The 20,881-nt window shown below is 69.2% G+C and carries 18 protein-coding genes; 8 read left to right on the plus strand and 10 right to left on the minus strand.

All coding sequences use genetic code 11. The features are described from left to right. Nucleotides 1-110 precede the first annotated feature (110 nt). Nucleotides 111-1,013: a LysR family transcriptional regulator gene (locus AC5P53_RS19170; protein WP_032958441.1), complete on the plus strand. Its 903-nt coding sequence runs from the start codon at nt 111-113 to the stop codon at nt 1,011-1,013. Nucleotides 1,014-1,036: 23 nt separating this feature from the next. On the opposite strand, the gene AC5P53_RS19175 is transcribed toward AC5P53_RS19170, so the two are convergent. From AC5P53_RS19175 to AC5P53_RS19185, 3 genes are read right to left on the minus strand one after another with little or no spacing between them, the layout of a single operon-like run. Then, nucleotides 1,037-1,474 (minus strand): hypothetical protein, encoded by a 438-nt coding sequence (locus tag AC5P53_RS19175; protein ID WP_288496428.1) that lies wholly within the window; start codon nt 1,472-1,474, stop codon nt 1,037-1,039. Beyond that, entirely contained in the window at nt 1,471-2,100 is a 630-nt protein-coding gene (gene leuE, locus AC5P53_RS19180) for a leucine efflux protein LeuE (protein WP_005411716.1), read from the minus strand. Before leuE ends, AC5P53_RS19175 begins: the two co-directional genes overlap by 4 nt. Before the next feature lie 15 nt (nt 2,101-2,115). After that, nucleotides 2,116-3,087, minus strand: coding sequence for a LysR family transcriptional regulator (locus tag AC5P53_RS19185; protein ID WP_288496427.1), 972 nt, complete (start codon nt 3,085-3,087; stop codon nt 2,116-2,118). A 91-nt stretch (nt 3,088-3,178) separates the two neighbouring features. On the opposite strand from AC5P53_RS19185, the gene AC5P53_RS19190 reads away from it, so the two are divergent. After that, nucleotides 3,179-4,186, plus strand: coding sequence for a zinc-binding alcohol dehydrogenase family protein (locus AC5P53_RS19190; RefSeq protein ID WP_014648942.1), 1,008 nt, complete (start codon nt 3,179-3,181; stop codon nt 4,184-4,186). 67 nt (nt 4,187-4,253) lie between these two features. Here AC5P53_RS19190 and AC5P53_RS19195 read toward each other — a convergent pair whose 3' ends face one another. Further along, entirely contained in the window at nt 4,254-4,859 is a 606-nt protein-coding gene (locus AC5P53_RS19195) for a glutathione S-transferase family protein (RefSeq protein WP_111205872.1), read from the minus strand. Nucleotides 4,860-4,914: 55 nt separating this feature from the next. On the opposite strand from AC5P53_RS19195, the gene AC5P53_RS19200 reads away from it, so the two are divergent. The 3 genes from AC5P53_RS19200 to AC5P53_RS19210 all read left to right on the plus strand — a co-directional run bounded on the left by AC5P53_RS19200 (nt 4,915) and on the right by AC5P53_RS19210 (nt 7,606). Further along, nucleotides 4,915-6,483 carry a DNA recombination protein RmuC gene (locus tag AC5P53_RS19200; protein ID WP_069118218.1) on the plus strand — a complete coding sequence of 523 codons (1,569 nt, stop codon included), beginning with the start codon at nt 4,915-4,917 and terminating at the stop codon, nt 6,481-6,483. Between the two features lie 61 nt (nt 6,484-6,544). Then, a complete protein-coding gene (locus AC5P53_RS19205) occupies nt 6,545-6,934 on the plus strand; it encodes a hypothetical protein (RefSeq protein WP_423179725.1) in 390 nt (129 codons plus the stop codon). Between the two features lie 126 nt (nt 6,935-7,060). Then, complete coding sequence (locus AC5P53_RS19210) at nt 7,061-7,606, plus strand: glutathione peroxidase (protein ID WP_014648938.1); 546 nt, start codon at nt 7,061-7,063, stop codon at nt 7,604-7,606. Between the two features lie 84 nt (nt 7,607-7,690). Here the strand turns inward: AC5P53_RS19210 and AC5P53_RS19215 are convergent, their stop codons facing one another. From AC5P53_RS19215 to AC5P53_RS19240, 6 genes are read right to left on the minus strand one after another with little or no spacing between them, the layout of a single operon-like run. Beyond that, entirely contained in the window at nt 7,691-8,701 is a 1,011-nt protein-coding gene (locus AC5P53_RS19215; protein WP_049442549.1) for an MlaA family lipoprotein, read from the minus strand. A 1-nt stretch (nt 8,702) separates the two neighbouring features. Next, complete coding sequence (locus AC5P53_RS19220) at nt 8,703-9,014, minus strand: STAS domain-containing protein (RefSeq protein WP_049442550.1); 312 nt, start codon at nt 9,012-9,014, stop codon at nt 8,703-8,705. Continuing rightward, nucleotides 9,004-9,672 (minus strand): MlaC/ttg2D family ABC transporter substrate-binding protein, encoded by a 669-nt coding sequence (locus tag AC5P53_RS19225; RefSeq protein WP_014648935.1) that lies wholly within the window; start codon nt 9,670-9,672, stop codon nt 9,004-9,006. The genes AC5P53_RS19220 and AC5P53_RS19225 overlap by 11 nt, the downstream gene beginning before the upstream one ends. Then, complete coding sequence (gene mlaD, locus AC5P53_RS19230) at nt 9,669-10,193, minus strand: outer membrane lipid asymmetry maintenance protein MlaD (protein WP_014039020.1); 525 nt, start codon at nt 10,191-10,193, stop codon at nt 9,669-9,671. Before mlaD ends, AC5P53_RS19225 begins: the two co-directional genes overlap by 4 nt. A 59-nt stretch (nt 10,194-10,252) precedes the next feature. Next, nucleotides 10,253-11,002: an MlaE family lipid ABC transporter permease subunit gene (locus AC5P53_RS19235; RefSeq protein WP_005414955.1), complete on the minus strand. Its 750-nt coding sequence runs from the start codon at nt 11,000-11,002 to the stop codon at nt 10,253-10,255. Continuing rightward, on the minus strand, nt 11,002-11,790 hold the full coding sequence (locus AC5P53_RS19240; RefSeq protein WP_014648934.1) for an ABC transporter ATP-binding protein: 789 nt from the start codon (nt 11,788-11,790) through the stop codon (nt 11,002-11,004). Before AC5P53_RS19240 ends, AC5P53_RS19235 begins: the two co-directional genes overlap by 1 nt. 189 nt (nt 11,791-11,979) lie before the next feature. On the opposite strand from AC5P53_RS19240, the gene recC reads away from it, so the two are divergent. Genes recC through recD form a run of 3 tightly spaced genes read left to right on the plus strand, consistent with a single transcriptional unit; the run spans nt 11,980 to nt 20,875 of the window. Continuing rightward, a complete protein-coding gene (gene recC / locus AC5P53_RS19245; protein WP_495227486.1) occupies nt 11,980-15,324 on the plus strand; it encodes an exodeoxyribonuclease V subunit gamma in 3,345 nt (1,114 codons plus the stop codon). Beyond that, the gene (gene recB / locus AC5P53_RS19250; RefSeq protein WP_495227487.1) at nt 15,321-18,998 is read left to right on the plus strand and encodes an exodeoxyribonuclease V subunit beta; all 3,678 of its coding nucleotides are present in this window, start codon (nt 15,321-15,323) and stop codon (nt 18,996-18,998) included. Before recC ends, recB begins: the two co-directional genes overlap by 4 nt. Next, on the plus strand, nt 18,995-20,875 hold the full coding sequence (gene recD, locus AC5P53_RS19255; protein WP_495227488.1) for an exodeoxyribonuclease V subunit alpha: 1,881 nt from the start codon (nt 18,995-18,997) through the stop codon (nt 20,873-20,875). The genes recB and recD overlap by 4 nt, the downstream gene beginning before the upstream one ends. Nucleotides 20,876-20,881: the final 6 nt, after the last annotated feature.

The raw sequence follows: 20,881 nt of genomic DNA on the forward strand, positions 1-20,881 counted from the left end.
TGGGGAAGGCGCCACGTCTGGATGGGCAGTGGCGAGGGGCACAGCATCCTCCACGCCATCATGTGGATAAACTGCGTGTCACCGGACTTACCTTGAAGGCTGCCTTCACAATGGATGCCTCCGTCCCGCTCACTGCTGTGGTCGCTTTCGTCCACGTGGCCGAGCACGCCAGCTTTACCCGCGCCGCCGATGCCCTGGGTGTGTCGACCTCGGCGCTGTCGCAGAGCGTGCGCGCGCTGGAAGCGCGGATGGGCGTGCGGCTGCTGCAGCGGACCACGCGGCGGGTCAACCTGACCGAGCACGGCGCGCGTTTCCTGCAGCGCGTGCGCGGCGGCCTGGACCAGATCGACCAGGCATTTGCCGAACTGGACAGCGCGCGCTCGGTGCCTGCCGGGCGGCTGCGCGTGACCCTGCCGCGCATCGTCGCCGATCGCATGGTGCTGCCGCGGCTGCCCGACTTCCTTGCGCGTTACCCGCAGGTGCAGGTGGAACTGTGCGTCGACCCCGCGCTGACCGATCTGGTGGCCGAGGGCTTCGACGCCGGCATCCGCCTGGGCGAATCACTCGCACAGGGCATGATCGCGGTGCCGGTCGGGCCACCCGAGCGGCAGGTGGTGGTAGCCACGCCGGCCTATTTCGAACGCCATGGCGTGCCGCAGACCCCGCATGACCTGCAGGGCCACGCCTGCATCGTGCACCGGCTGGCCAACGGCCGGCTGATGCCCTGGGAGTTCAGCCGCGACGGCCACGACCTGGACGTGCAAGTGAGCGGGCGGCTGGTGTTCAACGATGCCGGCGTCGCCCATGGTGCCGTGCTGGCGGGTCTGGGAATGGCCCAGGGCTTCGCCTCGTTGATGGCCGACGACATCAACGCTGGGCGACTGCAGAGCGTGCTGCAGGACTGGCAGCCGCCATTCCCCGGCTTCCACCTGTACTACCCCGCGCGTGAGCAGATGGCGCCCAAGCTGCGGGTGTTCATCGACCACCTGCGCGCGGAGATGCACGACCGGTAGATGCCAACCTTGGTTGGCATGCTTCAATCGACCACGCGCGCCGCTACGCCTCCCGGCCAATGGCAGCCATCCTCCTGCCACGCCTCGCCGTCATCGTGGAAGGTGGTGCGACGGCCATCACGGGCGCGTTCGTAGCTCAGATCCAGTACCAGCGCGCCCTGCGTGCTCAGCAGGTAGCGGCCGTTGAGGCGCCCGTCGATGCGCTCTTCCCACACGCTGTCGAACTGGTACGGGCGATCCTCGGCCAGCACCGTGGTCTCCATCGAGATCCGGTGCAGGGGCAGGCGCTCGCGCTGGCCGGCGTAACGCACGTCGGCCCGGCCGTCTTCCAGCCAGCGCCATTCCAGGTGGATGTTGTCGTTGCGACCGCCCGTCAGGCAGCGATGGTCCTGCACGGTGCCGGCAGAGGCGGCACCGGCCAGCAGCAGGGTCATGCCGAGCAGTGGCAGCCGCCCGTTCATCCGTTCAGCCCCAGGCGGATGCCGAACCCCACCAGGAACAGGCCGGCCACGCGGCGCAGCGCATCGCTGATCCGCGGGTGCTGGATCAACCGGCGGCGGGCCAGGTTGCCCACGCCGATCAGCATCGAGCAGTAGGCGATGCTGACCACCAGGATGATGCCGGCCAGCGCGGCGAAGGTGGCGATGCCCTGGTGCGCCTTCGGATCGATGAACAACGGCAGGAAGGCCATGTAGAACAGGATCGCCTTCGGGTTGAGCAGGCTGACCAGGATCGCCTGCTGGAAGTAGCGGCCGGGTTGCATGCGGATCGGGCCGGCGTCGCCGCCCTCGTGCTTGGGCGTGCGCAGCAGGCTGATGCCGACCCACACCAGGTAGGCCGCACCGAGGTACTGCACGGCGTGGAATACCAGAGGATTGGCCTTGAGTAGCGCCGCCACGCCGGCCAGCGCCAGCCACATCAGGATCTGGTCGCCGACCAGCAGGCCGGCCAGTGCGGTGTAGCCGCCGCGCACGCCGCCACGGCCGGTGGCAGTCAGCAGCGTGAAGGTACCGGGACCGGGCAGGGCGAGAAACACCAGCACGGCGACCAGAAACGTCCACAGGTCCTGGATGCCCATCCACGGCATGGCGGTGCTCTTCTGTTACGGGGGGCCGCCATTGTCGGCCAGCGCTGCGGCGGGCGACAGGGGGCCGGTGGGGCCAACCGGCATCCCGGACAGCAGCGGTTGCAGGTGCTGGCGCAGCTGCGCGTGCAGCTGCCGCACGGCGGGTGAGAACTGCTTGCGATGCGGGCACACCAGCTGCAGCGGGATGCTGCTGCCAACGCCGTCCAGCAGCACCTGCAGGCGCCCGGCCAGCACATCCTCGCGCAGGTCCAGCCAGGACTTGTAGGTGATGCCTTCGCCGGCCACGGCCCAGCGCCGCACCACGTCGGCGTCGTCGCAGACCAGCGGGCCGCGTACCGGAACCACGCTGCGGCGCCCGTCCACCTCGAACGACCAGCGATCGTAGGCGCGGCCATTGAGTTGATAGAGCAGGCAGTCGTGCTCGCGCAGATCCTCCAGGCGCGTGGGCGGGCCACGCCGCTGCAGGTAGCCGGGTGAGGCGGCCAGCACGCGCCGGTTGCCTTCCAGCAGGGGCAGGGCTACGTAGTTGGCGTCATCGAAGTGGCCGATGCGGATGGCCACGTCGACCGGTTCGCGGAACACGTCGGCGACCTCGTCGGACAGGCGCAGGTGCAGGCGCAGCCGCGGGTGCGCGGCGCGGAACGCGCTCAGCCAGGGCAACAGCAGGTTGCGGCCGAAGTCCGACGGCGCCGACAGCTGCAGGATGCCGTGCAGCTCGGTGTCCTCGCCCTGCACGCGGGCCTGGCCTTCGCGCAGGGTGGCCAGCACCTCCTGCGCATACGGCAGGTAGAGCGCGCCCTCGCCGGTCAGGCGCAGGCTGCGGGTCGTGCGCACGAACAGGCGCAGGTCCAGCTCGCGCTCCAGCCGTGCCACCGCCGCAGCGACCTGCCCGGGCAGCAGGTCGGCCTCGCGGGCGGCCTGCGAGAAGCTGCCCAGCGCGGCAGTGCGGACGAACAGCTGCAGATCGTCGATGCGGATCATCTTCATCGCCAGAGTGAAAGTGCTGCCCGATTCTGCGCCTTTCCGAGGGAGCGCGCGCGGCGCAACCTGTCGCCTCCTTCCCCACTGGACCGCTGCCATGCGCGCCATTGCCTATACCCACGCCGGCCTGCCGATCGATGATGCCCGGGCCCTGATCGACATCGAACTGGAGCTGCCGCAGCCCGGCCCCCGCGACCTGCGCGTGGCGGTACGCGCGGTGGCGGTGAACCCGGTCGACACCAAGGTCCGCCGCGGCGTGGCCACCGATGGCCCGCGCGTACTGGGCTGGGACGCGGTCGGCATCGTCGACGCGGTGGGCAGCGAGGTGACCCTGTTCCAGCCCGGCGACGCGGTCTACTACGCCGGCGTCATCGACCGCCCGGGCAGCAATGCCGAGTACCAGCTGGTGGACGAGCGCAGCGTCGGGCGCAAGCCGGCCAGCCTCGATGATGCCGCCGCCGCGGCGCTGCCATTGACTGCCATCACCGCCTGGGAGCTGCTGTTCGACCGCCTGCGCATCCCCGAGGGTGGTGGCGAGGGCCAGACCCTGCTGGTGATCGGTGCTGCCGGTGGTGTCGGTTCGATCCTGGTGCAGCTGGCGCGGAAGCTGACCAGGCTGACCGTGATCGGCACCGCCTCGCGTCCGGATACCCAGGACTGGGCATACGCAATGGGCGCGCACCACGTGATCGACCACCGCCTGCCGCTGGCCGAGGGACTGGCGCGGCTCGGCATCAGCGAAGTGCAGCATGTGGCCAGCCTGACCCACTCCGACCAGTACTACGCGCAGATCGTGGAACTGCTGGCGCCGCAGGGCCAGCTGGGGCTGATCGATGATCCTGGCCAGGTGGACGTGATGGCGCTCAAGCGCAAGGCGTTGTCACTGCACTGGGAGTCGATGTTCACCCGGCCGCTGTACCGCACCGCCGACATGCAGCGCCAGCACGACCTGCTGAACCGTGTGGCCGAGCTGATCGACACGGGCGTGCTGCAGACCACGCTGGGCGAGCACTTCGGGCGCATCGACGCGGCCAACCTGCGGCGCGCCCACGCGCTGCTGGAGAGCCACCGCGCCAAGGGCAAGATCGTGCTGGAAGGCTGGTAAGGCCGGATCGTTCCCGCACCCTTGGGGTCAGATCCCTTTGCCCCGGGAAAGGGATCCGACCCCTGCCTCAGGCCACGCCGTTGTCGACGTGGGTGGTGAAACCCGGCTGCTGTCGCAGGCGCTCGAACCACGCCGCGAGGTGTGGCAGCACGGGCTTGTTGCCGGGCGTGCTGCGCCAGCGTTGGGTCGACAGCCCAAGCACGATGTCGGCCAGAGTGAAGGTGTTGCCCGCCACGTAGCCGTCGGTAGTGGCCAGCTGTGCATCAAGGACAGCCATCAGCCGGTTCCACTGCGCCAGGCTGGCTGCGGCGCGGGCGTCATCCGGGTAATCCGGATGCTGGCGCACGCGCGCCATGAACACGTGGCGCCAGGCACTGTTGAGGTCGCTGGCCTGCCAGTCCATCCATTGTTCGACCCGCGCACGATCCTGTGCCGCGCGGGGCAGCAGGTCATCACGGCCAGCGCGTACGGCCAGGTAGCGGCAGATGCTGTTGGATTCCCACAGCACGAAGCCGCCATCGCGCAGCACCGGCACCTGCCGGTTCGGGTTCAGTGTGGCCAGCAGGTCCGCCGGCGGCGCTGGCTCGTGGTGAAGTGGCAGGTCGAGGCCGGCGCACAGCCAGAGCACCTTGCGCACGTTGATGGAGGTGGGTTTTCCGTACAGAGCGAGCATGGGGGCTTCCGGGGCAGACCGACCCAGCCTAGCGCAGCGGGGCTAAACTGGTCGCATGAATATCGAAGTCCTCATGATCCTGGCAGTGGTCCTGCTGCTGGCGACCCTGGTCGCGCTGGTGCTGCTGTGGCGTCGCAGTGCTGGCGGTGCACCCTCCGACGAACTGCAGCGGCTGCTGGACAGCGAACGCGAACAGCATCGCCTCGCCCTGGTCGATGCCGGCCAGCTGCGCGGCCGCCTCGATGCGCTGAGCGCTGAACTGGAGAACGAACGGAGCCGCAGCCAGCAGCACGCACAGGCCGTAACTACGCTGACCGCCCGGGTGGAGCGCGAAGCAGCGCTGTCGGCCAGTCGCGAAGCACAGCTGGCCGAACGTGAAGCGGCCCTGGCGCAGGCGCGCGCTGCCGTTGCGGAGACCAGCAGCGAGCTGCAGCAGGTGCAGCAGCGCTACCAGCAGTTGCACGGTGAACATGCCCGCGCGGTGGCCAATCTGCAGCACTCCGAACGGGCCAGTGCCGAACTGCGCAGCTATCTTGATACCGCCAAGGAAAAGCTGTCGGGCGCCTTCGCCGAACTGGCGGGCAAGGTGTTCGACGAACGCGGACAGCAGTTCGAGAAGAACGTGCGGCAGGCGACAGTGCAGTCACGCGCGGACATCGAGGGGCTGCTCAAGCCGTTCGCCGACAAGCTGGGCGATTTCCGCACCCGCGTCGATACGCTGTATGGCGAGGAAGCGCGGCAACGCGCCAGCCTGCTGGGTGCGGTGGGCGAACTGAAGACGCTCAACCAGGACATGGCGGCGCAGGCATCGGCGCTGACGAATGCGCTGAAGGGCAATGCCAAGGTCCGCGGCGACTGGGGCGAGCTGATGCTCGACAACGTACTGCGCGGATCGGGGCTGGAAGAGGGCGTGCACTACCAGCGTCAGAAGCATGCCGTGGATGACGAAGGTGCGCGCCTGCGACCGGACGTGGTGGTGCAGTTCCCCGACGAACGCAGCGTGGTGATCGACAGCAAGGTGAACCTGATCGCCTGGCAGGAAGCCATGAATGCCACTACCCCGGAGCAGTCGGAAGACGCGTTGCGCAGGCACGCGGTTGCGCTGCGCCAGCACGTTAAGGACCTGGGCGAGAAGAATTATCCGAAGGCGTTGGGCAGCGAGACGCTGGACATCACCATCGCCTTCGTTCCCATCGAGGGTGCCTTGTCAGCCGCACTGGGCGCCGATGGCAGCCTGCAGGCGTTCGCCTTCGACAACCGCGTGGTGTTCGCCTCGCCCAACACCCTGATGGCGCTGCTGCGCGTGGCCGAGCGCCTGTGGACGCGCGACAAGGTGCAGAAGCAGGCGCTGAAGATCAGTGAGGCCGGCGGTCTGGTGCTGGACGCCCTGACCGGGTTCCTGCAGGACTTCACCGCCATGGGCAAGAAGCTGGACGATGCCGGCAAGGCCTACGCCGATGCGCGCAATCGCCTGATCGATTCGCCGCAGTCGGCCATCAGCCGCGCCCGTCGGCTTGCCGAACTGGGCAGCAAGGCCAAGCGCGCGCTGCCCCCGGAGCTGACCCCGGACCCGATGCAGCAGCTGGGCGCGCCGGAGGACGACGAGGACGGCAATGCGGGTTGACACGTCCCGTGCACCTGCGCCTGGCTATGCTGGGCACCCTGAGTCCGTGGCGGGTATCGACATGTGCTTGCGCTCCTGTGCCGTTCTTGTCCTGGCTGCGTTGCTGGCTGCGTGCAGCAGCACGCCCCCGGTCGCCGACACGGCTACGGCCGCTCCTGCGCCGGAAGCCAGCGAGGCCTACCGCGAAGCACGTGACGTCGACTGCCAGGCCGCTGGCGGCACGCTGCAGCGGCTCGGCCGCCTGCAGCGCGAGCAGTGCGTGATTCCCTATGCGGACGCCGGCAAGGCCTGCAGCCGCAAGAGCGACTGCACGGGCCAGTGCCTGGCCGGAGCCGAGGTGGCCGCCGGCAGTGCCGCCACCGGTACCTGCCAGCGTGATGTGCGCCAGAACTTCGGGTGCCGCCAGCGCATCGATGATGGCAAGGCGCAGGGCACGATCTGCGTGGACTGAATCCTGCCTGTAGAGCCGAGCCCACGCTCGGCTGCCATACCATCAGCCGAGCATGGGCTCGGCTCTACAACAGCGCGCGCGGCGCTATGCTGGTGGGCCATTCCCCGCCGTAGCCGGAGCCCCCGCGTGAGCACCCCGATCCAGGACATTCCCCTCACCACCATCGACGGCCAGCCGTCCTCGCTTGCCGACTACCAGGGCAAGGTGCTGCTGCTGGTCAACGTCGCCTCCAAGTGCGGCCTGACCCCGCAGTACGAAGGCCTGCAGGCGCTGTATGCGGAAAAGCACGCGCAGGGCCTGGAAGTGCTGGGCTTCCCCGCCAACAACTTCCTTGGCCAGGAGCCGGGCAGCGAGGCCGAGATCCAGCAGTTCTGCCAGCTCACCTACGATGTCAGTTTCCCGATGTTCTCCAAGATCAGCGTGGCTGGCGAGGACACCCACCCGCTGTACCAGCAGCTGACCGCCGCGCAGCCGCAGTCGATCGGCGAAGGCCCGCTGCGTGAGCGCCTGGCCAGCAAGGAGATCCCGATCCATCCGGCACCGGCGGTGCTGTGGAACTTCGAGAAGTTCCTGGTCGGCCGTGATGGCAAGGTCGTCGCACGCTTTGCCCCGGACGTGGCCGCCGATGACGCGCGCCTGCGCGAGGCCATCGAGGCCGCGCTGGCGGCCTGAGCACGGCGTGCCAACCAGGGTTGGCACCCACCGGAAAAGAAAAACCCCGCCGAGGCGGGGTTTTTCATGCACCGTCGCGCGGCCTCAGTGGGTCCACTGCGGCATCGGCATCGCATCGACGGGGATCGGCGAATTGGCATCGTCATGGCCGCGGTCGCGCTTGCTGCGCAGATCGTTCTCGATCTGGTAGTTGCGGCGCTGCATCCAGGCATCGCGGACCAGGGCGTATTCGTCCACTGCGGTGTCGCGCAGATCGTCGATCGCCAGCAGCTGTGCGCGGGTGTCGACCAGCTGCAGGCCCTGCAGGCCGATGCGGATCTTGTCTTCCTCGACGCGCCGGATCGGCGACAACGGGATGTCACCGGCCAGGCCGAACACGTCGCGTACGGTACGCGGGCCGAAGAACGGCAGTTCCACGTAGCGCGAACGACGCCAGCCCCAGGCACCCAGGGTCTGGCCGAAGTCTTCATTGCGACGCGGCACCATCGCCTTGCTGGCTGGATCGAACAGGCCACCGATGCCCAGCGTGCTGTTCATCAGGAAGCGGCCGAGGCTGTCCCACGCATCGGCACCACGGCCCTGCAGCAACTGGTTGGTGATGGTCACCGGCGCACGCAGGTTGCTGAAGAAGTTGCTGACGCCGGTGCGCGCGAAGCGCGGCACCACATGGGTATAGGCGGTGGCCAGCGGGCGCGCCACGCCGCGGTCGACCGCATTGTTGAAGGTGTGCACCTTGCGGTTGAACGGTTCCCACGGATCGTAGGCCGCCGCGTTGCCGGTGTTGCCGGTACCACCATAGAGGGCGTCGAAATCATCGTCGCCGGCGGCGGCGGTGGACGCTGCGGCCTTCGGTGGCCTGGCCTCTGCGCCCTGCGGCGCAGCCGTCGGCGCTGAAGCGGTGGGCGCGGCAGAGTTGGCCACGGAGGCGACCGGAGCAGCGTCGACCCCGCCGGTATCGGCCGTTGCGGCCGGAGCAGCAGGGCCGGGCGCAACCACGGTGCTGGCGACCGGTGCATCGCTGCGCGCGGGCTTGCCGGCACAGGCGGTCAGGGCGGTGGCCAGGAGGATCAGGGGGAAAGTGCGTACGACGTTCATGTCAGCTCGCAGCAGAAGTAGCGTTGAAATCCAGGTTGGGCGACAGCCGGTAGGCTGCGCTCAGCTCGTTGAAGCCGGCGGGCGCGCCGGAAATGGCCAGCGCATGGCCCGCCTTGCGTGCACGGGCCGCCAGCTCGGCCAGCAGCGCCAGGCCGGCGCTGTCCACGCGCTCGACCTCACCCAGCTCCAGCCGCGCCAGCTTGGCCGGCAGGGCCTGCAGCTGCGGCCACAGTGCGATCACCGCGGCACGGTCAAGCACCCCGCGCAGGCGCAGGGTGTCGCCTTCCAGCAGCGCAAGTGCGTTACTTGCCATTGCCCGCGGGCCCGGCCTGCATGCTGCCGCTGTGCAGCTCGCTGGCCACCTGCTTGATGCCCTTCTGGCGCAGCGGGGTATCGAACTGGTTGCGGAAGGTCTGCACGTAGGAGATGCCTTCGATGTTGACGTCGAAGATCTTCCACTGGCCGTTCACGTTGCGCATCCAGTATTCGACCGGGGTCGGTTCGTTGCCGGCGCGCACCAGTTCGGTGCTCACGCGCACGCCACGGTTGCCCGGCAGCGGGCTTTCACCCTTCAGGCGGAAGCTCGGCTTGCCCTGGATGTTGAGCAGGGTCGAACCGTAGCGCTGCATCAGGCTGTCGGCCATGGCATCGGCGAACAGCTTGATGTCGGCATCCGAGGCGCCGCGGGCGTGCGGGCCCAGCACCAGGCGCGCGGCATAGTCGCGATCGAAGGTGCGGTTCAGTTCGCTGTCGATGTAGCTGCGCAGGCTGGCCGGGTTGCTGCTGAACTCGCTGCGGCGCTGCTGCAGGGTGGTGAGGATGCGCGTGCTGGCATCGATCACCACCTTGCCGGCCTGGCCCTGCGCCGCGGCAGCGGCGGGGGCGGGAGCGGTGGCCTGGGCCTGGGCGAGGAATGGAGTAGCCGCCAGCAGCGCCGAGGCGAGCAGGGCCGGGATCAGTTTCATCTTCATGGTTGCGGTTCCGTTGCAGGCGCCTGCGCGCCATCGTTGGGCTTCTGGCCTGCGCCACCACCGGCGCCGCCACTGAACATGTACTTGCCGACCAGCTGGATCAGGTCCACCGCCGGCTGGGTGAAGACGATCTCGTCACCGGCCTTGAGCACGTCCGGGTCACCGCCCGGCTGCAGACCGATATAGCTCTCGCCGAGCAAACCACTGGTGAAGATGCCGGCCGAGGTGTCCGCCGGCAGGTCCTTGACCTTGCTGTCCATGCGCAGGGTGACGATGGATTCGAACTTCACCGGATCCAGGTCGATCGAGGCGACCTGGCCGACGGTGACGCCGCCGATCTTCACCGGCGCCTGCTTGCGCAGCTGGCCGACCTGGGAGAAGCGCGCCTTCAGCTCGTAGCCCTGGCTGCCCCAGCTCCAGCGCTGGTTGGTCGAGGCCACGGCCAGCACCATCAGCGAGGCCAGGGCCAGCAGCAGGAAGGCGCCGACGGAGAATTCGAGTCTGGGACCGCGGATGGCCATGTGGATTACCTGATCGAGTCGTGGTGGCCGCGCGCGCCTGCGCACCGCCGGTGGAGGGGTTAGGTGAACAACATTGCCGACAGCACGAAGTTGAACATCAGTACCAGCAGCGAGGCGTTGACCACCGCACGGGTGGTCGCCACCGAGGTGCCCTCGATGGTCGGCTCGGCGTGGAAACCAACGTAGGCGGCGACCAGCGCGGCGGTGCCGCCGAAGATCGCCGACTTCAGCATCGCCACGCCGAAGTCATCCCAGAAATCGACGCTGTTGCGCAGCGCCGACCAGAACACGCCATTGTCCAGGCCCAGCACGTGTACCGCTTCGAAGTAGCTGGCACTGATCGCCAGCGAACAGAAGATGCCGGTCAGCAGGGGCACGGTCAGCACCGCCGCCCAGAAGCGCGGCGCCACGGCCTTGGCCACCGGGTCGATCGCCATCAGCTCCAGTGCCTTGATCTGGTCGGTGGCGCGCATCAGGCCCAGTTCGGCGGCGATCGAGCTGCCGGCGCGGCCGATGAACAGCAGCGCGGTCAGCACCGGCGCCAGTTCGCGGTACAGCGACAGGCCGAGCAAGGTCGACAGCGCGTCGGCCGCACCGAAGGTGGTCAGCGTGCGGTAGCCCTGCAGCGTCAGCACCAGGCCGACGAAGGCGCCACCGACGGCGATGATCGGCAGCGAGCGCGCGCCGATCTTGTAGATCTCGCGGGTCAGTTCGGCCAGGAAATCACGGGTCGGCAGCGAACCACGCAGCACGGTCAGCGAGAACAGGCCGGCGCGGCCGAGCGAGCGGGTGGCTTGGACGAACGGCATCAGGCGACCCTCGCGCGCGGTGCGGCATCGAACGGGATGGGGCCGTCAGGCTGGCCGTGCAGGAACTGCCGCAGCAACGGGTCCTGGCTGGACTGCAGCGCCTCGGGCGTGCCCTGGAACACGATGCCGCCATTGGCGATGGCGATCACCTGGTCGCAGATCGGCAGGGTCTCGTGCACGTGGTGGCTGACGATGATGCTGGTCAGGCCCAGGCTGTGGTTGAGGCGCTGGATCAGGCTCATGATCACGCCAGAGGCGATCGGGTCCAGCCCGGTCAGTGGCTCGTCGTAGATCATCAGCGGCGGGTCCAGCGCCAGCGCGCGGGCCAGCGCGACGCGGCGCGCCATGCCACCGGACAGCTCGCGCGGCCAGGCATCGGCAGCGGCCAGCAGGCCCACCGCATGCAGCTTCATTTCCACAAGGCGGCGCAGCACGGCGGTCGGCAGGCGGGTATGCGTGCGCAGCGGCAGCGCGACGTTTTCGGCCACAGTGAGGTCGGTCAGCAAGCCGTTGCCCTGCAGCAGTACCCCCACACTCTTGCGCATTTCCAGCAGCGCGCCGCTGTCCTGCGGAATCGGCTTGCCGAACAGGGTGACCTCGCCAGCCACCGGGCGCAGTTCGCCGGTCAGTGCCGCCAGCAGGGTCGACTTGCCGCTGCCGGACGGACCCAGCACGGCCGTGATGCTGCCCTTGGGCACCTGCAGCGACACGTCGCGCAGGATCGTGCGCCCGCTCCGGTCGATGCGGACGTTGGATAACTGCACCAGACTGGAGGTGGAAGCCGACATGGGCACCATTAACGTTTTTTAGACATCGAAGGATCGGGCCCGTCGGCTGAACATAAGCAGACTGGACGGTCCAGTATTGTGGCACGGCAAGATCCCTGCCAGGCCGGGATAATCGGCCGGCAGCCCGGAACAATCCGTACCGGCGATGGGCCGGCCATTGAATACTGCCTGCCGTGCTGCACACTGTGCATGATGAGTGACCCGGGCAGCGATTTCCGCCTCTACCATTCCAACTCCCTGGACGTGCTGGCCGCGCTGCTGGCGCGCAACGTGCGTGCGCCGGTTGCGGGTCAGCCGCTGCTGGCGCCGGAGGTGGTGCTGATTCCGCAGGTGGCGATGCGGCGTTGGCTGCAAGCAACACTCGCTGCCGAATATGGCGTGGCCGCCAATCTTGAGTTCCTGACCCCGGGCGAGTTCGTTGCCCGTGCACTCAACGCCAATGTGCCCGGCGAACGCGACGACCTGGACGCGGCCGCCCTGCACTGGAAGGTGTACCAGGCACTGCGCGACCCGGCGTTGCTGGCGCAGCCACCGATGCGCGCGCTGCAGTCCTATCTTGCCGGTAGCGATGCATTGAAGCCGTGGGCGTTGGCCGGTGAACTGGCGTCGGTGTTCGAGAAGTACCAAGCCTGGCGCCGCGACTGGCTGCTGCGCTGGGAGGCCGGCGCCGACCCGGCCGACCCGCAGGCCATCCTCTGGCGCAGCATCGCCGCTGGCCACGACTACCGCGCGCGCCGCATCCAGGCTTACCTGGACCGCTTCGAGGGCGCCGGCCAGCCGTTGCCGCAGGGCCTGCCACCACGCATGTCCGCGTTCGCGACGCTCAACATCTCGCCCGATGTGCTGCGGGTGATGGCCACCCAGGCGCGGGTGGGCGAGCTGCACTTCTATATGCCCACGCCGGTGCAGTCGTACTGGGGTGACCTGCAGACGCTGGCCGAGCGCCTGCGCAGCGGCGCGCCCGATCCCTTCGGTGAAGCGGCCGGTGAGAACCGCCTGCTGGAAGCCTGGGGCGCGGCCGGGCGCGATTTCATGGCGGTGCTGGGCAGTTACGAGGTGGTGCACCCGGCCGGCGAGATTGCCGCGTATTCGGATCCGGAGGACGACACCCGGCCGACGCTGGCCGAAGGTGGACTGTCCGACAGCCTGCTGCATCGCCTGCAGCGCGATCTGTTCCACCGCCGTGCGCTGCCCTCGGGCGAGCTGCGCGACGGGCTGCGCAGCGACGATCCCAGCCTGCAGGTGCATGCCTGCCATACCCGCCTGCGCGAACTGCAGGTGCTGCACGACCAGCTGCGCAGCCTGCTGCAGGACCCGCGCTTCGACCCGCCGCTGCAGGCGCGGGAGATCGCCGTGCTTGCACCGGACATCGACCCCTATGTGCCGTATCTGGAAGCCGTGTTCGGCGGCCGTGGGGGCGAGGACGAGCACATTCCCTATGCGCTGGCCGACAGCAGTCCGCTCGCCGGCGAGCCACTGGCCGACGTGTTCGTGCACCTGCTGGGCCTGCCGGTCTCGCGTTTCGGCCTGAACGAAGTGCTGGACCTGCTGGCCAGCGCGCCGCTGGCCGAAGCGGCCGGCCTGGAGGCGGTGGACTTTGATCGCCTGCATGGCTGGCTGCAGCAGGCTGGCGCACGCTGGGGCCTGGATGCGAAGCACCGCAACCAGCACCAGGCCCCGGCCGACGACGCCTACACCTGGCAGTTCGCGCTGGATCGCCTGGTGCTCGGTCATGCCACCGGCAGCGAGGCCGACCTGGCCGGTGTTGCCCCGTGGATCGAGCTGGAGGGCGGCGCATTGGACGCCCTGGACCGGCTGCTGCGCCTGTTGCGCGTGTTGGCGGTCTACCAGCGCCGCCTCGGCGAACTGCTGACGCCGGCGCAGTGGCGGCAACGCCTGCTGTCGCTGCTGGACGCGCTGCTGCCGACTGCGCCCAGTTCGCCCAACAGCCAGCGTGCCCTGGAGCGCCTGCGCAAGCTGCTCAACCAGTTCGCCGATGATGCCGCCAAGGCCGGCTTCACGGACGGGGTGCCGCCGGAGGTCGTGCGCGCGCACTTCGCCGGAGCACTGGGCGAGGCCGATACGCGCGCGCCGCTGCTGACCGGTGGCATCAGCTTTGGCCGCATGGTGCCGATGCGCCTGCTGCCGTTCCGGGTGATCTGCGTGCTCGGTCTCAATGATGGCGATTTCCCGCGCCGTGACCCGGCTGCCGGTCTCAACCAGCTCACTGCCGAGCTGGACACGCCGCGCCGCCGGCCCGGCGACCGCTCCACCCGCGAAGACGACCGCTTCCTGTTCCTGCAGCTGTTCGCCGCCGCGCAGGAGGTGTTCTACCTGAGCTACCTCGGTGCTGATCCGCGCGATGGCAGCGCGCGTGAGCCGTCGGTGCTGGTCAGTGAACTCATCGATGCCGCCGCTGCGTATCACCTCGATCCGCCTGCGGCGGTCCGCGACTTCACCGTGCGCCACGCACTGCAGCCGTTCTCTCCGGCGGCGTTCGGTGACGGTGATCCACGCCGCTTCAGCTATCGCCGCCAATGGCATCCGGCCGCCGGTCGCCTCACCGGCGCGCGCGGAGGCCTGCAGCCGTGGTTCGATGCCGCGTTGCCGCCGCTCGACGATGCGGTGGAAGACGACGTTGCACTCGATACCCTGCGCCGCTTCCTGTGCGATCCGGCCGGGCAGTTCCTGGCGCAGTCGCTGGGCCTGCGCCTGGCCGACGATGTCGAGGAGGTCGATGACCTGGAACCGCTGGTGCTGTCCTCGCGCGGGCCGGAAAAGCGCAGCGTGCAGGCGGCGGTGGTACGCGCCACGCTCAGTGGCGATACCGAGCCGTTGTATCCGCGGCTGCGCGCGCGTGGCCTGCTGCCGTCGGGCCCCCTGGGTGAGCGCCAGTTCGAGGTGGAGCAGTTGAAGACCCGCCCGTATGCCAGTGCATTGCTGGGCTGGATGCGGGGCGAGCCGCTGGAAAGCCGCCGCTATGAAGTGGAGATCGATGGCGTGCGCCTGCATGGCCGTGTGGCCGATCGACACCCCGACGGGCTGGTGCGCCTGCGCGCTGGCACCCTCAATGGCACTGCGGTGATCCGCCAGGGCCTGGATTGGCTGCTGGCCAACGCTGCCGGCGATGCCCTGCCGCTGGTGCAGTTCCATGATGGCGGCGACGCCGGTCCCGGCCCGCATGTACTGCCGGCACTGAGCGCTCCTGCTGCACGCGCGGCATTGCGCGCATTGCTGCAGTTGCGCCAACGCGGACTGCGTGAACCGCTGCGCTTTGCCCCCTACACCGGCTGGGTGCTGTACAACGCGCCGGCCGAAAAGCAGCGCAGCGAAGGCTGGAAGCAGTGGCACGGCAGCGACCGCAGTTGGGGTGAATCCAGCAGCGACGCCTGGCAGCTGCTGCTGCGCGGTGCCGATCCATTTGCCACCGACGCCGACTATGCCGATCTGCTGCGCAACAGCCAGGTGGTCTTCAGCGCGGTGCGCGAAGGCCGCACCCTTGGCGCCGATGCACGCCAGGAGGGCAGCACATGAGCACCGCCATCGTCGATGAGGACTCCCAGCGCATGGCGGGCGATCCCTATCTGGCCCTGCCGCTGGATGGTATCCGCCTGATCGAGGCCAGCGCCGGTACCGGCAAGACCTTCACCCTGGCCACGCTGTTCACCCGCCTGGTGGTGGAGCAGGGCCTGCGCATCGGCCAGATCCTGGCGGTGACCTTCACCGATGCCGCCACCCAGGAACTGCGCAAGCGCATCCGCGAGCGCCTGTCGCTGGCCGCGCGCCTGGTCGATCTGGAACCGGCCGAGGGCGAAGCACCGGACACGAGGCTGACCCGCCAGGTGCTGCAGCGCCATCTGCAGGGGGGCACCGAGAGCGCCGCCGCACTGAAGCGCCGCCTGCAGGTGGCCGCCGATGAGATCGACCTGGCGTCGATCTTCACCATCCACGGCTTCTGCACCCGCGTGCTGCGCGAGCATGCGCTGGAGAGCGGCCATACCTTCGATCCGCCGGAACTACTGGCCAGCGACCGTGAGCTGTTGGAGGAACTGGCGGCCGATCTGTGGCGGGTGCATGCCAACGACGCGGCCACGCTGGAGCCGCTGACCTGGCTGTGGTCCAACCCGGACGCGCTGGCCACCGATCTGCGCGCGTTGCTGGCTGCGCCGCCTCTGCACCCGTTGCCGCGGCCGGTGGCGCTGGCCGATCCACAGCCGGCTTTGCAGGCCGCCGCCACCGAACTGCAGCAGGCGCTGCGCGGGCATGGCGAGCAGTTCTTCATCGACCTCTGCGATGCCGTCGACAACAAGTGGATCAACGGGGTGTCCTACAAGCTGGGTTGGCTGCACTCGCTGGGCCGGCAGCTGCTGGCCTGGGCCGAGCGCGGCGACCCGCGCGAGCTGCTGGCCAGCGAGCGCCTGCCGGCACTGCTGCCGGAGGTGCTGGCCGACAAGACCAACAAGAAGTTCCCCGACCGCACGCCGTCGTCGCCAGTGCAGGTGCCATTGGCGCGCTATGTCGCGCTGCTGGCCGAACGCGATGCCTGGCTGCGTGGTACCGCGTTGAATTTCCTGCACGCGCTTCGCGCCGAAGCCATGCAGCGCCTGCAGGCGCTGAAGCGCACGCGCCGGGTGCAGACCTATGACGATCTGATCGATGGCGTGGCACTGGCCCTGGAAGGCCCGCAGCGGCTGCCGCTGGTAAGGCAGCTGCGCGCGCAGTACCGCATCGCGCTGGTCGATGAGTTCCAGGACACCGATGATCGCCAGTGGAACATCTTCCACACCGTGTTCGGCAATTCGCCGGAGGTGCGCGAACTCGGCCTGGCACCGGCGCTGTTCCTGATCGGCGATCCCAAGCAGGCGATCTACGGGTTCCGCGGCGGCGACATCCACACCTACCTGAAAGCCAAGCAGGTGGCGCAGCAGGCGCCGGTGCTGGACCAGAACTTCCGCTCGCGACCGTCAGTGCTGCGCGCGTTGCAGGCGCTGTACGACAACGGGGGTGAGGACGCCTTCCTCGAGCGTGACATCCAGTTCGAGCCGGTGCGTCCCGGTGGCGTGCGCACCGATGAGGACTATCTGCACGACGGCCACGCCGCCAAGGCACTCACCCTGCGCGTGCTGCGCAGCGGGGGTGACAAGGCGATGAGTGCCGATGCCTCGCGTGAGGCAGCGACCCAGGCCTGCGTGGCTGCGATCCACCAGGCCCTGGTCGAGGCGCGTGCGGGCAAAGCGGTGTTGCGTGGGCGCCCGGTGCAGCCTGGTGATATCGCGGTGCTGGTGCGCTCGCATCGCGAGGCCACGCTGGTGCAGCGCGCGCTGGCTGCGGTTGGCATACCCGCAGTGGCGGCGGGCAAGCAGAGCCTGTTCGCCACCAGTGAGGCTCGTGATCTGCGCGCGCTGCTGCTGGCGCTGCTGCAACCGGCAGACGAAGGCCGCCTGCGTGCAGCGCTGGCCACGGTGTTGCTGGGCCAGCGGGCCAGTGCGATCGCGGCGATGGAGCGCGAGGGCGACCTGCAGCGCGGGTTCCAGGCGCAGCTGCTGCACTGGCGCGAGCGCTGGCAGCGCGGTGGTCCGTTCGCGGTGATCGCCGATGTCTGTGCCGCGCACGGCGAACGCCTGCTGGCGCTGATCGACGGCGAGCGCCGTCTGACCAACTACCTGCAGCTGGGCGAACTGCTGCAGGAAGCCTCGGCGCAGGCGCTGGGCATGCATGGCCTGCTGGACTGGCTGCAGGGGCAGATGGCCAGCGCCGACCAGGATGACGAGCAGCAGTTGCTGCGCCTGGAATCGGATGCGCGCCGCGTGCAGATCATCACCCTGCACAAGAGCAAGGGCCTGGAGTATCCGCTGGTGTTCCTGCCCTTCGTCGGCATCGACGGCGGCGCACCGAACACCGCCTCGCACTGCACCGTGCACGTCGATGGCCAGCGCCAGCTGCACTGGAAGCTGGACAGGGACGAGGCCTGGGAAGCGGCCAGCACACAGCGCGAGCGTGAGCAGCGGGCCGAGGATGCGCGCCTGCTGTATGTGGGACTGACCCGCGCCGAGCATGCGCTGTGGATCGCCGTGGGTGATCTGGCCGGGCTTGGCAAGACGCGCCTGGCGCCGCTGCTGGGCGACCTGCAGGCGCTGCGCGCGCACGCCGACGTGCACATCGATGACAGTGAGACAGTGGCCGCGCTGCCGCAGCTGGCGGCCGAAGTGGAAGGGGATCTTCCGGCAGTGCGTGCACTGACCCGGCGCGTGCCGCACGACTGGTGGGTATACAGCTTCACCCAGCTGGCGCATGCCGACGCGGGCGCTGGCAGTGATATTGAAGCCGCCGCCACCGAGCTGCCGGCGCCCGCCGCCGACGAACCCGCGGGCCCGGAACTGCCGCTGGAGCCCGCGCTGCCGGAACCCGCCGCCGTCGAAGACAGCCCGCCGGTCGACCCGCGCTTCATGGGCAGCCGCTTCGGCAACGTGCTGCACGAGGCGATGGAGAACGTCGACTTCGCTGCGTGGGGGGGCTGGCAGCCGGGCCTGGAAGCGCCCGAGGGCCAGGCCGAGGTGCTGCGCAAGGCGCTGCACGATGAAGGCTATGCCGACGTCGACCTGGACGATGGCGTGGCGGTGCTGGTGCCGTTGGTCGGCCACACGCTCACCGTGCCACTGCCCGAGGGCGGTGCGCTGCACAGCCTGGGCGAAGGCGAGCGGCGCGCGGAAATCGACTTCCATTTCGCCATCGAACCGACCACGGTACCGGCGCTGTTGCAGCTGCTGCATGCACATGGGGTTTCCAGTGCGCGTCGCGGCTTCGGCCAGCGCCGCCGCCTGGAAGGGCTGATGACCGGCATGATCGACCTGACCTACGTGCGCGACGGGCGCTGGTACGTGCTCGACTACAAATCCAACCGGCTGCCCGGCTACAGTCCGGACCTGCTGGCCATTGCCATGCGCCACAGCGAGTACGACCTGCAGGCGCTGATCTATACCGTGGCCCTGCATCGCTGGCTGCGCTTCCGTCTGGGCGCGGCCTACGATTACGAGCGCGACATGGGGGGCATCCGCTACCTGTTCTGCCGCGGCCTGGATGCAGCCGGCAACGGCGTGCATGTGGACCGCTTCCCGTTCGCGCTGGTGGATGCACTCGACGCGCTGTTCGCAGGTGGCGAACAGGCCCAGGCCGAACTGGCCGCACGTGCCCGTGGGGCCAGCGCATGAGCCTGCTGAAGGAACTGCACCAGAAGGGCCTGCTGCGCACCCTCGATCACGCGTTGGCGACCAGCCTGCAGCGGTTGCGCGACGACACGCCGGACAGTGTGGCGCTGGCGGCCGCGCTCGCCTCGCTGGCGGTGTCGCAGGGCCACGCCGGGTTTGATCCGGCACAGCCGCAGCGGTTGCTGGACGGCGTGCCCGAGTGGCCTGCCGCGCAGGACTGGCTGGCGCAGCTGCGCGCATCGCCCTGGGTAGCGACGCCGGAGCAGGCCGATGCCATCGCCGAGGATGCGCCGCTGGTGCTGGAGAACGGCCTGCTCTACCTGCGCCGCTATCGCGAGTACGAGCGGCAGTTGGCGGCCGGGCTGCAGCGCATCGGCCGGCATCCGCTGCCGGCACCGGACATGGCCGCGCTGGCACCGTTGTTCGCGCAGCTGTTCCCGCAGGCACTGGGCAGCGAGGATCACCAGGCACGCGCCGCCGGCGTGACCCTGCGCCATCCGCTGGCGCTGGTCACCGGCGGTCCCGGCACCGGCAAGACCACCACCATCGCGCGGCTGTTGCTGCTGCTGGCCGCACAGGCCCGGCACGCTGGCCAGCCGCTGCCCGAGGTGGCGCTGGCCGCGCCCACCGGGCGCGCCGCCGAACGCATGGCCGAGAGCCTGCGGCTGGCCGTGCAGCGCCTGCAGGAGCACGGCGTGGACCCGGCGCTGTGCGCGGCACTGCCCAGTTCCGGCACCACCCTGCATCGCCTGCTCGGCGTGATCCCGGATTCGCCGCGCTTCCGCCACCACGCCGACAATCCGCTGCCGGTGGACGTGGTGGTGGTCGACGAAGCCTCGATGATCGATCTGCCGATGATGGCCAAGCTGGTCGACGCGATCGCCAGCGGCACCCGCCTGATCCTGCTTGGCGACCCCGATCAGTTGCCCTCGGTCGAAGCAGGTGATGTGCTCAGCGCGATCCTGCGCGCCAGCGGTGATGGCATCGGCACCCGCGCCGATGATGCGCAGGCACTGCAGGGTCTGTTGGCACCGGCCACGTTGCAGCCGCAGGCCACGCCGCGCGCCTTCGCCGGCCGCCGCGTGCAGCTGCAACGAGGGTACCGGCAGAGCGATGCACTGGTGCTGGCCCCGTTGGCAGATGCCGTGCGCGAGGGTGACGCCGTCGCCGCTTTGCAGCTGCTGCGCGGCGGTGAACTGGCAGGCGTGCATTTCCATGAAGGCGAGGCAGACCCGCTGCGCGGCCAGCGCGAGCACCTGCTGGGCCACTGGCGTGCACTGGCCGACGCGGCCGATCCAGCGCTTGCCCTGCAGCAGGCCGGGCGCCTGCGCGTGCTGACCGCGCTGCGCGAAGGCCCGCAGGGTGTGCGCGGGCTCAACAGCCGCATCGAACAGCTGCTGGCCGGCAACACCCCGGGCTACTTCCAGGGCCGCCTGCTGCTGGTCACCGAGAACAGCTACCGGCACCGCCTGTTCAACGGCGATATCGGCATCTGCCTGCGCGATGGCAGTGGCGCGATGGTGGCCTGGTTCCCCGGCGACACCGTCGAGCAGCCGCGCGCCTTCCACCCGGCCGCACTGCCCGCGCACGAAAGCGCCTTTGCGATGACCGTGCACAAGGCACAGGGCTCGGAGTTCGATGAAGTGTGGTTGCAGCTGCCACGCCAGGACAGCCGTGTGCTGTCGCGCGAACTGGTCTACACCGGCCTGACCCGCGCCCGCCAGGTGCTGCATGTGGCGGGCAGCGCAGAGGTGCTGCAGGCCGCATTGAAACGCCACGCCAGCCGGTTGGGTGGCCTGGCCTGGCGGCTGGGTGCGGAAGCGGTGGCCGAACAACCCGCGCGCATCGAACAGCCCACAGTACAGGGCACCTTGTTCTGAATCGGG

This window comes from Stenotrophomonas sp. YJH_SMC_82, from assembly GCF_059368875.1.

Bases quoted from the DNA above. Each gene is read 5' to 3' on its own strand.
- AC5P53_RS19170 (WP_032958441.1), top strand. From the start codon at position 111: ATGGATGCCTCCGTCCCGCTCACTGCTGTGGTCGCTTTCGTCCACGTG.
- AC5P53_RS19175 (WP_288496428.1), bottom strand. From the start codon at position 1,474: ATGAACGGGCGGCTGCCACTGCTCGGCATGACCCTGCTGCTGGCCGGT.
- leuE (WP_005411716.1), bottom strand. From the start codon at position 2,100: ATGCCGTGGATGGGCATCCAGGACCTGTGGACGTTTCTGGTCGCCGTG.
- AC5P53_RS19185 (WP_288496427.1), bottom strand. From the start codon at position 3,087: ATGAAGATGATCCGCATCGACGATCTGCAGCTGTTCGTCCGCACTGCC.
- AC5P53_RS19190 (WP_014648942.1), top strand. From the start codon at position 3,179: ATGCGCGCCATTGCCTATACCCACGCCGGCCTGCCGATCGATGATGCC.
- AC5P53_RS19195 (WP_111205872.1), bottom strand. From the start codon at position 4,859: ATGCTCGCTCTGTACGGAAAACCCACCTCCATCAACGTGCGCAAGGTG.
- AC5P53_RS19200 (WP_069118218.1), top strand. From the start codon at position 4,915: ATGAATATCGAAGTCCTCATGATCCTGGCAGTGGTCCTGCTGCTGGCG.
- AC5P53_RS19205 (WP_423179725.1), top strand. From the start codon at position 6,545: ATGTGCTTGCGCTCCTGTGCCGTTCTTGTCCTGGCTGCGTTGCTGGCT.
- AC5P53_RS19215 (WP_049442549.1), bottom strand. From the start codon at position 8,701: ATGAACGTCGTACGCACTTTCCCCCTGATCCTCCTGGCCACCGCCCTG.
- AC5P53_RS19220 (WP_049442550.1), bottom strand. From the start codon at position 9,014: ATGGCAAGTAACGCACTTGCGCTGCTGGAAGGCGACACCCTGCGCCTG.
- AC5P53_RS19225 (WP_014648935.1), bottom strand. From the start codon at position 9,672: ATGAAGATGAAACTGATCCCGGCCCTGCTCGCCTCGGCGCTGCTGGCG.
- mlaD (WP_014039020.1), bottom strand. From the start codon at position 10,193: ATGGCCATCCGCGGTCCCAGACTCGAATTCTCCGTCGGCGCCTTCCTG.
- AC5P53_RS19235 (WP_005414955.1), bottom strand. From the start codon at position 11,002: ATGCCGTTCGTCCAAGCCACCCGCTCGCTCGGCCGCGCCGGCCTGTTC.
- AC5P53_RS19240 (WP_014648934.1), bottom strand. From the start codon at position 11,790: ATGTCGGCTTCCACCTCCAGTCTGGTGCAGTTATCCAACGTCCGCATC.
- recC (WP_495227486.1), top strand. From the start codon at position 11,980: ATGATGAGTGACCCGGGCAGCGATTTCCGCCTCTACCATTCCAACTCC.
- recB (WP_495227487.1), top strand. From the start codon at position 15,321: ATGAGCACCGCCATCGTCGATGAGGACTCCCAGCGCATGGCGGGCGAT.
- recD (WP_495227488.1), top strand. From the start codon at position 18,995: ATGAGCCTGCTGAAGGAACTGCACCAGAAGGGCCTGCTGCGCACCCTC.